This is a genomic window from Micromonospora sp. NPDC000316, from assembly GCF_042898885.1.
Taxonomy (GTDB): domain Bacteria; phylum Actinomycetota; class Actinomycetes; order Mycobacteriales; family Micromonosporaceae; genus Micromonospora.
This window is the reverse complement of sequence record NZ_JBIAZG010000005.1, coordinates 168,066-180,350: the sequence shown is the minus strand read 5'-3', so window position 1 is coordinate 180,350 and position 12,285 is coordinate 168,066. Positions and strand designations below refer to the sequence as shown.

Here is a 12,285-nt window from a genome sequence, read left to right as displayed (position 1 = left end):
CGGCCATGACGAAGCGGAACCAGGCGGTCGGCGCGTACGGCGAGCGTTGCGCCGCGCGGCACCTGACCGAGACGGGGTTACGCCCCATCGTCCGGAACTGGCGTTGCCCCGAAGGGGAGATCGACATCATCGCCTGGGACGGGCCGGTGCTCGCCTTCTGCGAGGTGAAGACCCGCCGGGGCGACGCCTTCGGCACCCCGGCGGAGGCGGTCGTGCCGACCAAGGCCCGCAGGCTACGCGTGCTCGCCGCGCGGTGGCTGGCCGAGACCGGGACGACCGCCGACGAGGTGCGGTTCGACGTGCTCTCGGTGCGGCTGCCCGACGCCGGCCCGGCCCGGGTCGACCACCTCAAGGGTGCGTTCTGAGATGCGCGCCGCGTGGGGCCGGGCCGGCGGTGACATGTCGTGAGCTACGCGAAGGTGCTCTGCGTGGGGCTGGTCGGCGTCACCGGCCACCTCGTCGAGGTCGAGGCGGACCTGGCCGCCGGCCTGCCGGCGGTGGTGATCTCCGGACTGCCGGACACCGCCCTGCACGAAGCCCGGGACCGGGTCCGCGCCGCCGTGGTCAACTCCGGCCAGCGCTGGCCCAACCGGCGGATCACGCTGAACCTGCTGCCGGCCACGCTGCCGAAATTCGGCTCGGCGTTCGACCTGGCTATCGCCGCAGCGCTGCTGGGCGGTTCCGGCGAGCTGCCGCTGCTGCCCCTAGAGGGGGTGGTGGTCCTCGGGGAGTTGGGGCTGGACGGAACGGTCCGGCCGGTACGCGGGGTCCTGCCGATGGTCGCCGCCGCAGCCCAGGCCGGCATCGGGCGGGTGATCGTCCCGGCCGGCAACGCCGCCGAGGCCGCGGTCATCCCCGGAGTACGCGTGCGGGCCGTGGACACCCTGCACCGGCTGGTCGCCTTCGTTCGCGACGGCAGCCCGCTTATCGAACCACCGGCGGCCACCCCGGCACCTGTCACCGGCGGCCCGGATCTCGCCGACGTCGCCGGCCAGCAGATGGGCCGGCGGGCGCTCGAGGTCGCCGCCGCAGGTGGGCACCACGTGGCGCTGCTCGGCCCTCCCGGCGCCGGCAAGACGATGCTCGCCGAGCGGCTGCCGTCGATCCTGCCCGAGTTGGACGACGACGCGGCGCTGGAGGTGACGGCGCTGCACTCGGTCGCCGGGCTGCTGCCGCCGGGTGGCCGGCTGCTGCGCCGCCCACCGTTCCAGGCCCCGCACCACACCGCCACGGTCCCGTCGCTGGTCGGTGGCGGTTCGGGGTTGGCCCGCCCAGGGGCGGTGTCGCTCGCCCACCGAGGGGTGCTATTTCTGGACGAAGCTCCCGAATTTAGCAAGGGTGCCCTGGAAGCGCTGCGCCAGCCGTTGGAGAACGGCCACGTGCAGTTGATCCGCAGCGGAGGCGGCACCGTCTATCCGGCGCGGACCCAACTGGTGCTGGCCGCCAATCCGTGCCCGTGTGCGAAGCCGGCCGGCGACGCGTACTGCGAGTGCTCGCCGCTTGCCCGCCGCCGCTACCTGGGGCGGCTGTCCGGGCCACTGCTGGACCGCATCGACGTCCAGGTGCGGCTCATGCCGCTGCGGGCTGCGGAGTTGATGGCGTCCGAGGGCGACGCCGAATCCTCGGCCACGGTCGCCGCCCGGGTGGCGGCGGCCCGGCAGGCGGCGGCCAAACGCTGGGCTGGCCTCGGGTGGCGGCTCAACGCCGACGTCGACGGCCCGCACCTACGCCGGCCCCCGTGGCGACTACCGGCGCAGACCACCGCCGAGTTGCGCGGGCGGCTCGACTCCGGCTCGTTGTCGGCACGCGGCTTCGACCGGGTGATCCGCATGGCCTGGACCATCGCGGATCTGGACGGCAGGGACCGACCGGACCGCGATGACGTGCGGGAGGCCATCCAACTACGAACGGGGGAGGAAGCATGAGCGGCGCCGACGACGAGCGCAGGCTGGCCCGGGTCGCACTTACCTGGCTGGCCGAACCGGGCACCCGGGCTGTGTACCAGTTGGTCGAACGGCTCGGCCCGGTCGCGACCCTGGACCTGCTGCTCGACGGTGGCAGCCCGGACGGCTGGCTGCACAGCACGGTGGCGGCCCGGTCGGCGGCCGGCGACGCGCGGGCGGTGGCGGCCGAGGCACTGGAGCGGGCGAACCGGCTCGGCGCCCGGCTGGTCACGCCCGACGACGAGGAGTGGCCGGCCCAGGTGGCCGGCCTGGCCAAACTGCGCCTGCCGGACGCCAGCCGCCGGGTGGACGCCGAGACCGCCCCACCGCTCTGTTTCTGGGTACGCGGGAGCTGGCCGCTGGGCGAGGCCCTGGACCGTTCGGTGGCCGTGGTCGGAGCGCGGGCCGCCACCGGCTACGGCCAGCACGTCGCCACCGAGCTGGGGTACGGGCTGGCCGAGCGGGACTGGACTGTCGTCTCCGGCGGCGCGTTCGGCATCGACGCGGCCGCACACCGGGGTGCTCTCAACGCCGGCGGGCTGACCGTCGCGGTGCTGGCCTGCGGATTGGATCGGCCGTACCCGGTCGGCAACACCGCGCTCTTCGACCGGATCGCCGACACCGGGCTGCTGGTCAGTGAGTGGCCGCCCGGCGCCGAGCCGCTGCGGCCCCGGTTCCTGATCCGCAACCGGGTCATCGCCGGGGGCACCGTCGGCACAGTGGTGGTGGAGGCGTCGGCACGCAGCGGCGCGACACAGACCGCCCGGCGGGCCCTATACACCGGCCGGATCGCGATGGTGGTGCCCGGGCCGGTGACCTCGGCGATGTCCGTCGGCGCGCACGAGCTGCTCCGCGAGCAGCCGAAGGCACGACTGGTCACCGGTGTGGCACACGTGCTTGAGGAAGTGGGCCGGATCGGCGCGGACCTCGCCCCGCTGGCGCGTGGCCCGCAGCGACCCGCCGACACCCTCGACGACGACGCCCGAGCATTGGTGGAGGCGCTGCCCCGCCGCGGCGTGATGGGCGTGGACCGGCTCTCCGCCCGCGCCGGCGTCGACGTACGGACCGCGCTGCGCAAGCTGTCGCTGCTGGAGGAGCTGTCCATTGTGGTTCGCCGAGAGGGCGGCTACGCCCTCGCCCCACCCGTCAAGCCCGAGGCGGCGGGGACATCCGGGCCGCACTGAAGGCGCGTCCGCTCGGGGCAGCGGGCTGCCGCACCTACCGGTACGGTGCGTGGCCATGGGTGCGATCAAGCCGTGGCACATCGCCACGCTGTGCTGTCTCGTCACGTCCGCCGCGCTCATCGCCGGCCTGGTCGTCCTTCTGATGAAGAGGAACAACCGCCGCTAGCCGGCGGACACCGCGACCGTCGTGTCCGGTGGCGTACGCGGCCCGGCCGTAGGCTGGTGCCGTGCCAGCTGTCAGCGAGGGTGCCGGGGTCGCCGAACCGATAAGCACGTCGGCGCGGCCCCGATGAGTGGGCCCGACCGGGGCACCCGGGCCCTGCACCAGGCACTGCCGCCAGCACTGCGCGACGCGGTCGACGACTTCGCCGAGCACCTGTCCCGGGTACGTAATCGGTCGGCGCACACCGTCCGCGCGTACGTCACCGATCTGGTCTCGCTGCTCGACCACGCCGTCCGGATGGGCTGCGTCGACCTCGCCGAGCTGGACCTATCGGTGCTGCGCAGTTGGCTGGCGCGGCAGCGCACCACAGGTGCGGCCCGCACGTCGTTGGCCCGGCGGGCCGCGTCGGCGCGAGCGTTCAGCGCCTGGGCGCACCGGGCCGGGCTGCTCCCCTCCGACGTGGGCGCCGCACTGGCAAGTCCCCGCGCGCACCGGGAACTGCCAAGCGTGCTGCGCGCCGACCAGGCCGCCGCCCTGGTCGAGGCACCGTCCCGACAGTCGCCACCCACGAACCCAGCGCACGCCGACCCTGCGCACACCGGCCCAACACGCGCGGACGGGACCCGCACGGGCCCAGCCTCCACCGCCCCGGCGGCCGGGCCGACCTCGGGGGCGACGACAGAGAGCGAGGCGGTGTCGCTGCGTGACCGGGTGCTGCTGGAGCTGCTCTACGCCACAGGCGTGCGGATCAGCGAGGCCTGCGGCCTGGATGTCGCTGACGTCGACCACGAACGGCGGGTGATCCGGGTGTTGGGCAAGGGTGGGCGGGAGCGCTCGGTGCCGTACGGGGTGCCCGCGCAGCGAGCCCTGGACGACTGGTTGCGCCGGGGTCGCCCGGAGCTGGTCGGCGACCACTCGGGGAACGCGCTGCTGCTGGGTGCCCGGGGCGGGCGGCTCAACCCGACGACCGCGCGTCAGGTCGTCGGCGCGTACGCCGAGGCCGTCGGCCTTCCCCGGACCAGCCCGCACGGCCTGCGCCATTCCGCCGCCACCCACCTGCTGGAGGGCGGGGCTGACCTCCGCGCCGTGCAGGAGTTGCTCGGCCACTCGTCGCTGGCCAGCACCCAGATCTACACGCACGTCTCGGTGGAGCGGCTGCGGGCCGCGTACCGGCAGGCACACCCCCGCGCCTGATCAAGTGCCGGGAGCGGCACGAGCGCGCCGGTTACGATCATTGGGTGAGCGTCCCGCAGCCCCCCGAGCCGATCCCGGGCGCCCGCCTGCTGTTCTCCCTCGACCCGGCGGTCAGTCATCTCAACCACGGCTCGTTCGGCGCGGTGCCGATTGGCGTACAACGGGTCCAGCAGCGGCTGCGCGACGAGATGGAAGCCAACCCGCTGCGCTTCTTCACCCAGGGGCTGGTCGACCGGATCGCGCACACCCGCCGTCACCTCGCCGGGTTCCTCGGCGCCGACCCGGACGGCAGCGCCCTGGTCGGCAACACCACGACCGCCGTCGCCGTGGTGCTCCAGTCACTCGGCCTGCGCGCCGGCGACGAGGTGCTGAGCACCGATCATGGGTACGGCGCGGTGAGCCTGGCCATCCAGCGGGAGTGCCGCCGGACCGGAGCGGTCAGTCGGGTCCTGCCGATCCCGCTGGCCGCCACCGACGAGCAGATCGTGCAGACCATCCGCGCCGGTCTGCGGCCGGGGCGGACCCGTCTGCTCGTCGTCGACCAACTCACCTCGGCCACCGCCCGGCTCTTTCCGGCCGCTGCCATTGTCGGGGTGGCCCACGAACACGGCGTGCCGGTCCTGGTGGACGCCGCGCACGCGCCGGGCATGCTGTCGACCACTGTGGCGAGCGTCGGCGCCGACTTCTGGGCGGGCAACCTGCACAAGTGGGGGTACGCCCCGAGGGGTACCGCGGTGCTGACGGTGGCACCGCAGTGGCGGGACCGGATCGAGCCGCTTGTGGTCTCCTGGGAGCAGGAGGCAGGCTTCCCGGCGCGTGTGGAGTGGCAGGCCACCCTCGACTACACGGCCTGGCTGGCCGCCCCGGCGGGGTTGTTCACCCTGCGCAGCCTCGGCGTCGACCGGGTCCGTGCGCACAATGCCGCGCTCGCCGCGTACGGGCAGCGGGTGGTGGGGGACGCGCTCGGGGTGCCTCCCGCCCAACTGCCCGACCCGGGCGGGCCGGAGGTGGCCCTGCGCCTCATTCCTCTGCCGGCCGGCACGGCCACAGGCATCGACGCTGCGCGGGCGCTACAGACGCGGATCGGCGAGCGGCTCGCCACCGAGGTGGCGGTGATGAGCTGGAACGGCAGGGGTTGGCTGCGGCTCACCGGCCAGGTCTACAACAACGCCGACGAGTACGAGCGGCTGGCCGTGCGGCTGCCGGCCCTACTCGCCCAACGCTGACCCCGCCGACGCCGAACCCGTCGACGCCAGATCCGCCGGCACCGAACTGCCGGCACCGGATCCGCCGACGCCAGATCCGCCGGCACCGAACCCGTCGACCGGGAGCAGGCGCACCGGGCCCAGGCCGAGCAGTGCCAGGGGGTCGAGGTACTCCTCGCCGCGCCGCAGCCCCCAGTGCAGGCAGGCATCGGCCGGGCAGCCCGGGTGGCCGGGCAGCAACTCGCCAAGCGGCGTGCCGGCGGCGACCTGCTGGCCGGGGCGTACCGCCGGTTGGACCGGCTCGTGGGTGGTCCGCAACCCGCCGGCGTGGCCCACGGTGACCACCGGTCGGCCGGCCACCACGCCGGCGAAGAGCACGGTGCCCGGCCCGGCGCTGCGGACCACCGCGCCGGGCGGGGCCGCGAGGTCGACGCCCCGGTGCCCGGCCAGCCACGGCCGGGGTGGCGGGTCGAAGAGGCGGACCGGGCGGGGCGAACCGTCGACCGGCCACCGGAACCGCCCCGACCCGGGGTCGGCGGACGCCACCACCGCGACCGGGACTGTCGGTGTCGGCGGACTGCCGGGCACCGTCGCGAGGAGCAGCACCAGGCCGCCGATCTGCACGGCGAGTGCGAGCGGAAGCGCGGCGCAGAGCAGCACGGTGCGGCGGATCGAGCCGAGGCGCGCGGCGGATGGCTGTCGCATGACGGCAGCCTGCGGGCGGGGTCGTGTCGTCCGCCACCCCGCGAGACGAAGCTGTGGACAACCGGCCGCGCTGTGGACGACCACCCGAAACAACAGATGATCTGCTATGCCCCGGGGCGGACGGACCCTGCCTATGCTGGCCCGATGACTCGGGACTGGCTCTCCTGGCACGAGGACTACGACCAGCCGGGGTCGTCGTTGGCCGCCCGACTGGTCGAGGTGCAGGGGCAGGTCCGGGCGGCCCTGGATCGGGCACCGGCCGGGGCGGTGCGGGTGGTCAGCGCCTGCGCCGGCCAGGGTCGGGACCTGATCCCGGTGCTCGCCTCGCACCCCCGCCGGGCCGACGTGACCGCCCGACTTGTCGAGTTGGACCCGCGCAACGCCGCGATAGCCGAGGACACCGCACGGGCGGCCGGCCTGACCGGCGTTCAGGTAGTGGTGGGCGACGCGGCATCGACCGACGCCTACGCCGGCATGGTCCCGGCTGAGCTGGTGCTGCTCTGCGGGGTGTTCGGCAATGTGTCGGACGCCGACGTGAGGGCCACCGTCGGGCACTGCGCCGCACTCTGCGCGAGCGGTGGCACGGTGATCTGGACCCGGCACCGGCGCGAGCCTGATCTGGTGCCGGCCATCTGCGACTGGTTCGCAGCGGAGGGTTTCGCGCCGGTCGCGGTCAGCACGCCGGCCGAGAAGGTGGGTGTCGTCGTACACCGGCACGTCGGGCGTCCCCGACCACTGCCTCCCGGGGCCGTCATGTTCGAGTTCCTCCCCCGCTGACCCCGCTCGGCCGCGCTGCCCGGCCATGTTCGGGGCGTCGAGGAGGCCTAGGCTGGCCGGGTACGGCGGGGCGCCGTCGTCTGGAACGGGGAGGCACGCATGACCACTGTCGATGACCGGACGCCGGCGGTAGCCGACGTGAGCGGCCCCTCCCGGCTGGCCGAGCCGGGCGAGGCGATCAGCGCCGAGGAGTTGCAGCTCGCCGCCCGCAACCACGGCATCCCGCTGGAGGCGCTGCGCTACGACGTCACTCCGGCCGGCCTGCACTACCTGTTGATCCACTACGACATCCCCGACGTGGACCCGGTCGGTCACACGTTTACTGTCGGCGGCGCGGTGGAGCGACCGCTTACCGTCACCCTGGCGGAGTTGCGCGAGCGGCCCCGGGTCACGCACCAGGTCACCCTTGAGTGCGCCGGAAACGGTCGGGCGCTGCTGCATCCCCGGCCGGTGAGCCAGCCCTGGCTGGTCGAGGCGGTCGGCAACGCCGAGTGGACGGGGACTCCGCTGGCGCCGCTGCTGCGCGAGGCGGGCCTCGACCCGGACGCTGTCGACGTGGTCTTCACAGGCGCCGATCACGGGGTGGAACGCGGGGTGGAGCAGGACTTCCAGCGGGCGCTGCCGGTCGCCGACGCGCTGCGCGAGGAGGTGCTGCTGGCGTACGAGATGAACGGCTCTCCCCTGCTGCCGCAGCACGGCGCGCCGCTACGGCTCATCGTGCCGGGCTGGTACGGCATGGCCCACGTGAAGTGGCTCCGCTCGATCGAGGTCCGGACCGAGCCGTTCGAGGGCTACCAGAACGCGGTGGCCTACCGGGTGCGCCGCGACGCCGACGACCCGGGTGTGCCGGTCACCCGGATCGAGCCCCGCGCGCTCGTGCGTCCGCCCGGTTTCCCCGACTTCATGTCGCGGCGCCGGGTGGTGCGGCCGGGGCCGTGCACTCTGGACGGTCGGGCCTGGTCGGGGCACGCGCCTGTGGTGTCGGTGGAGGTGACAGTCGACGGCGGGGCGAGCTGGGTGCCGGCCGACCTGGACCCGGTAGCGGGCGGGGACTTCGCCTGGCGGCGGTGGCGGCACGAGTGGACGGCGACGCCCGGCCGGTATGTGCTCAGCGCGCGGGCGACCGACGCGTCGGGGCGTACCCAACCGGTGGAGCAGCCGTGGAACCGTGGCGGTTTCGCCAACAACGTGGTGCAGCGCGTCGAAGTCGTGGTGCCTGCCGAGTGACCGGCTGCGCTGCGGGTGGGGGCCCGTGGCGTGGCCGGGCGGGGGTCAGCCCCCGAAGCCGGAGTCGGCCGGCAGGGAGATGTCGGGCTTCTCCAGCTCTTCGACGTTGACGTCCTTGAAGGTCATCACTCGGACATTCTTCACGAAGCGGGCAGGACGGTACATGTCCCACACCCAGGCGTCGTGCATCTCGACCTCGAAGTAGACCTCGCCGTCGGAGTTGCGCACGTGCAGATCGACCTGGTTGGCCAGGTAGAACCGGCGCTCCGTCTCCACCACGTACGAGAATTGGCGGACAATGTCGCGGTACTCCCGGTAGAGCTGCAGCTCCATCTCGGTCTCGTACTTTTCGAGATCTTCCGCGCTCATCGCACTCCGCCTTCCATGGCCACATCTTCCCCCACCGGCGCGGGAGGCCGAAGCTGCTCGCCCAACGCCACGCCGACGGTACCCCCTGACGCCCGGGAGCGCCCCATCGGCTCGTCCGAGGCCGGGCCGACGGGCCGACGGGCGCGCGGCGGCCGGCCCTCACGGCCGGAGACGGTGGCGACATTGACGTACGAGAACCGGTGCTCACGGCATGGTCCGTGCTCCCGCAGCGCCGCGCTGTGCTCCGGGGTGATGTAGCCCTTGTGCTCGGCGAAGCCATACGCCGGGAACACCTCGTCCATCTCCACCATGATCCGGTCCCGGGTGACCTTGGCGAGCACGCTTGCCGCCGCCACACATGCCGCCACCCGGTCGCCCTTCCACACCGCAAGCCCCGGCACGCCCAGGCCGTCCACGCCGAAGCCGTCGGTAAGCACGTACTCGGGGCGGGTGGTGAGCGAGGCCAGCGCCCGGCGCATCGCCGCCAGGTTGCACACGTGCAGCCCTCGGGCGTCGACCTCCTCGGCGGGGATGATCACCACGGCGTACGCCAGCGCGCGGTCCACGACCTCGGCGTACACCCGCTCCCGGCTGGCCGGGGTGAGCAGCTTGGAATCGGCAAGCCCGTCGATCTCACCGCGTCGCCCCTCCGGCAGCACTGCCGCGGCGGCCACAAGTGGGCCGGCGCAGGCCCCCCGCCCGGCCTCGTCGGCGCCGGCCACCTGCCGGAAGCCGCGCCGTTGCAGCGCCCGTTCCAGGGCGTAGAGGCCTGCCTCGCGGCGCACGACGGTACGCGGCGGGGTCAGCACGGCGTCTCCACCTCGGGGGCCGGGGGCAGGACTCGGGTCAGCAACGCGGGCAGCTCGGAGGGGTAGAAGCGCTCGCCGCTGGCCGCCAGCTCAGCCGGCAGCCACCAGCGGTGACCGGTGATGCTGCGCTGCTCGATGTCGTCGAAGCCTGCGGTGTTCACCTGCCACGACGGCACACGGTGCAGGAAGAAGTCCTGCTGTTGGCGATACCAGGTGCCGTCGAACGGGAACTCGATCGTGTCGGACCAGACCGGCTCACCCAGGTCTGCCGGGGCGAGCCGCAACCCGGTCTCCTCGGCCAACTCCCGGGCCGCGCCGGCCGACGGGGACTCCTGCGGGGCCAACCCGCCGCCCGGGGTGAACCAGTAGCGGTGCCCGGGGCGGGCCGGGTCGAGGCCGTGGAAGAGCAGCACCCGGCCGGCCGCGTCGACGAGCAGCACGCGGGCCGCACGTCGAGGGGTGTAGGCGGTCACCGCCCCAGCCTGCCAGACGGGCGGCCGATCGCCCACGCCGGTGCGTCTACGGCTTGGGGATGCCGTCGTACTGGTCCGGCACCGTCAGCCAGGTGGCCCTGTTGACCGGCCAGAACACGGTGAACGCCCGCCCGACCACGTCGTCCTCGGGGATGGTGGCCTCGGTGATGTCCTGCCCGGACTGCTGCCAGTGCTCCAGCGAGTCGCCAGAGGCCGAGCGGTGGTCGCCCATCACCCACAGCCGCCCCTCCGGCACGGTGATGTCGAACTCCTGGTCGGCCGGCTTGTCGCGGACCCCGTCGATCGAGAAAATGTACGGCTCGTCGAGCGCCTTGCCGTTGATGATCAGCCGTTCCTGCGGGTCGCAGCAGACCACGTGGTCGCCGCCGACGCCGATCACCCGCTTGATGAAGTCCTCACCGTCGGGGTTGCCGCTCCACGAGGTGGGGGCCTTGAACACGACGACCTCGCCGCGGTGCGGTGACCGGAAGTCGTAGACCAACTTGTTGACCAACACCCGGTCGTCGATCTTGAGAGTGTTCTCCATGGACGGGGAGGGGATGAAGAAGGTCTGCAGCACGAAGGCGCGGACCAGCACCGCGACCAGGATCGCCACACCCAGCAGGATCGGCAGCTCCTTCCAGAAGGAGCTGCGGGGCTTGTCGGTCTGCTCGTCAATCACGCCAGGAAGCCTACGTTGCCCGACCGGACGTCACCGTCCGGAACGCGCGGGATCGCCCCAGCGCGGCCGCAAGCGGGAGAATCAGCAGCACACCACCCTGCGGCGTGGGCCGAACCGGGGGCGCCCCGGTGGACGCGGCGGAGGAATCCGACACGTCGTCGAACGTCGACGGCACCGACAGCGCACTCCACCGCGACGACGGCCAGACCACCATGAAGGCACGGCCGACGACGTTGTCGATCGGCACCGGGCCCTGGCAACGCGCGTCCTGCGAGACCAGCCGGTGGTCACCCATCACGAAGATCTGGCCGGGTGGCACGACAACCTCGTCGAAGCGCCGCGAGCGGCACTCCCCCGGGTTGGGCGGCAGATCCAGTGGGGAGTCCCGCAGCACGTACGGCTCGTTCAGCGGGATGCCGTTGACGGTGACCCGACCCTGGCTGTCGCAGCACTTGACCCGGTCGCCGGGCAGGCCGATGACGCGCTTGATGAAGTCCTTCTCGCCGGGGCGGCTCACCCCGACCAGATCGCCGACGGTCCGGCTGACCCTTCCGACGAAGCCCGGCGCCGGCTGCTCGTCGACCTGCGGCGCCCAGCGGTCGGTGCCCCGGAAGACGACCACCTCGCCGCGCACCGGGTCACGCGTGTCGTAGACGACCTTGTTGACAAGCACCCGGTCGCCGATCAGGAGGGTGTCCTCCATCGAGCCGGACGGGATGAAGAACGCCTGGAGCAGGAAGGTGCGGATCAGCACCGCGAGGCAGAACGCGACGACCAGCAGCAGCGGAAGCTCCTGCCAGAGGGGCATCTGGCGGCGGCTGCGGCGGGCCCGTCGGCGCCACGGATCGACGGCGCCGTCCTCGTCAAGCGTCTGCACCACGCCACTCCCCGGTCCGCAGAAACACAACCGCCCGGGAGCCTCGTCGAGGCTCCACGGGCGGTTGTGGACGTCTGCCCGCCACGTGGGCGGGGCCGCCGCCTGACTGCGCCCGTACGACCAGGGTAGTGCGGTCCGGTCGGTACGGCATACGCGCAGTTCAGGCGGCGTGGCGAGCGGGAAGTCAGCTGGGCTGCTTCTCGCGCTTCTCCTTGATCTTGGCCTTCTTGCCGCGCAGCTCGCGCAGGTAGTAGAGCTTGGCGCGACGCACGGCACCGCGGGTCACGACCTCGATCCGGTCGATGCCCGGGCCGTTGATCGGGTAGGTCCGCTCAACGCCGACACCAAAGCTGATCTTGCGGACCGAGAAGGTCTCGCGCAGACCGTCACCCTGGCGGCGGATCACGACGCCCTGGAAGATCTGGACACGGGACCGGTTGCCCTCGACGACGCGGGCGTGCACCTTGACGGTGTCACCGGCCCGGAAGTCGGGAAGGTCGGTCCGCTTCGACTGGGCGTCAAGGGCGTCCAGGATGTTCATCGCTGCGTCCTCGTAAGGCTCACGGCGCACCGTCACTCGGTGCGCGGATGGGTGATTCTGATCCTCGGGTGGTGGTCGGCGGACCGACCCCGGTCGGGGACCCTCGTATCCGTCTGCGGGCGCGGACGGATACGGC

General features: G+C 73.0%; 14 protein-coding genes. 7 read left to right on the top strand and 7 right to left on the bottom strand.

Features of this window, described 5'->3' with window-relative positions; genetic code table 11:
* Positions 1–5 precede the first annotated feature (5 nt).
* The 5 genes from ACFY2Q_RS13750 to ACFY2Q_RS13730 all read left to right on the top strand — a co-directional run bounded on the left by ACFY2Q_RS13750 (position 6) and on the right by ACFY2Q_RS13730 (position 5,710).
* Positions 6–365, top strand: coding sequence for a YraN family protein (locus ACFY2Q_RS13750; protein ID WP_387130021.1), 360 nt, complete (start codon positions 6–8; stop codon positions 363–365).
* Between the two features lie 39 nt (positions 366–404).
* On the top strand, positions 405–1,925 hold the full coding sequence (locus ACFY2Q_RS13745; RefSeq protein WP_387130019.1) for a YifB family Mg chelatase-like AAA ATPase: 1,521 nt from the start codon (positions 405–407) through the stop codon (positions 1,923–1,925).
* Positions 1,922–3,127: a DNA-processing protein DprA gene (gene dprA / locus ACFY2Q_RS13740; protein ID WP_387130018.1), complete on the top strand. Its 1,206-nt coding sequence runs from the start codon at positions 1,922–1,924 to the stop codon at positions 3,125–3,127. The genes ACFY2Q_RS13745 and dprA overlap by 4 nt, the downstream gene beginning before the upstream one ends.
* A gap of 289 nt (positions 3,128–3,416) precedes the next feature.
* Positions 3,417–4,484 (top strand): tyrosine recombinase XerC, encoded by a 1,068-nt coding sequence (locus ACFY2Q_RS13735; RefSeq protein WP_387130015.1) that lies wholly within the window; start codon positions 3,417–3,419, stop codon positions 4,482–4,484.
* A 44-nt stretch (positions 4,485–4,528) separates the two neighbouring features.
* Positions 4,529–5,710: an aminotransferase class V-fold PLP-dependent enzyme gene (locus ACFY2Q_RS13730; protein WP_387130013.1), complete on the top strand. Its 1,182-nt coding sequence runs from the start codon at positions 4,529–4,531 to the stop codon at positions 5,708–5,710.
* On the opposite strand, the gene ACFY2Q_RS13725 is transcribed toward ACFY2Q_RS13730, so the two are convergent.
* Entirely contained in the window at positions 5,693–6,394 is a 702-nt protein-coding gene (locus ACFY2Q_RS13725) for a murein hydrolase activator EnvC family protein (RefSeq protein WP_387130011.1), read from the bottom strand. The genes ACFY2Q_RS13730 and ACFY2Q_RS13725 overlap by 18 nt on opposite strands.
* Before the next feature lie 144 nt (positions 6,395–6,538).
* Between ACFY2Q_RS13725 and ACFY2Q_RS13720 the strand changes: the two genes are divergently transcribed.
* A complete protein-coding gene (locus ACFY2Q_RS13720) occupies positions 6,539–7,171 on the top strand; it encodes a class I SAM-dependent methyltransferase family protein (RefSeq protein WP_387130009.1) in 633 nt (210 codons plus the stop codon).
* 99 nt (positions 7,172–7,270) lie between these two features.
* Positions 7,271–8,398: a sulfite oxidase gene (locus ACFY2Q_RS13715; protein ID WP_387130007.1), complete on the top strand. Its 1,128-nt coding sequence runs from the start codon at positions 7,271–7,273 to the stop codon at positions 8,396–8,398.
* Positions 8,399–8,443: 45 nt separating this feature from the next.
* On the opposite strand, the gene ACFY2Q_RS13710 is transcribed toward ACFY2Q_RS13715, so the two are convergent.
* The 6 genes from ACFY2Q_RS13710 to rplS all read right to left on the bottom strand — a co-directional run bounded on the left by ACFY2Q_RS13710 (position 8,444) and on the right by rplS (position 12,149).
* Positions 8,444–8,767: a DUF2469 domain-containing protein gene (locus ACFY2Q_RS13710; RefSeq protein ID WP_007075222.1), complete on the bottom strand. Its 324-nt coding sequence runs from the start codon at positions 8,765–8,767 to the stop codon at positions 8,444–8,446.
* Entirely contained in the window at positions 8,764–9,576 is an 813-nt protein-coding gene (locus ACFY2Q_RS13705; protein ID WP_387130005.1) for a ribonuclease HII, read from the bottom strand. The genes ACFY2Q_RS13710 and ACFY2Q_RS13705 overlap by 4 nt, the downstream gene beginning before the upstream one ends.
* On the bottom strand, positions 9,570–10,049 hold the full coding sequence (locus ACFY2Q_RS13700; protein WP_387130003.1) for an NUDIX hydrolase: 480 nt from the start codon (positions 10,047–10,049) through the stop codon (positions 9,570–9,572). The genes ACFY2Q_RS13705 and ACFY2Q_RS13700 overlap by 7 nt, the downstream gene beginning before the upstream one ends.
* A 46-nt stretch (positions 10,050–10,095) precedes the next feature.
* Positions 10,096–10,731 carry a signal peptidase I gene (lepB, locus tag ACFY2Q_RS13695; RefSeq protein ID WP_387130001.1) on the bottom strand — a complete coding sequence of 212 codons (636 nt, stop codon included), beginning with the start codon at positions 10,729–10,731 and terminating at the stop codon, positions 10,096–10,098.
* A 10-nt stretch (positions 10,732–10,741) separates the two neighbouring features.
* On the bottom strand, positions 10,742–11,611 hold the full coding sequence (gene lepB / locus ACFY2Q_RS13690) for a signal peptidase I (RefSeq protein ID WP_387130000.1): 870 nt from the start codon (positions 11,609–11,611) through the stop codon (positions 10,742–10,744).
* A 181-nt stretch (positions 11,612–11,792) separates the two neighbouring features.
* The gene (gene rplS, locus ACFY2Q_RS13685; RefSeq protein ID WP_053652452.1) at positions 11,793–12,149 is read right to left on the bottom strand and encodes a 50S ribosomal protein L19; all 357 of its coding nucleotides are present in this window, start codon (positions 12,147–12,149) and stop codon (positions 11,793–11,795) included.
* Between the last annotated feature and the right edge of the window lie 136 nt (positions 12,150–12,285).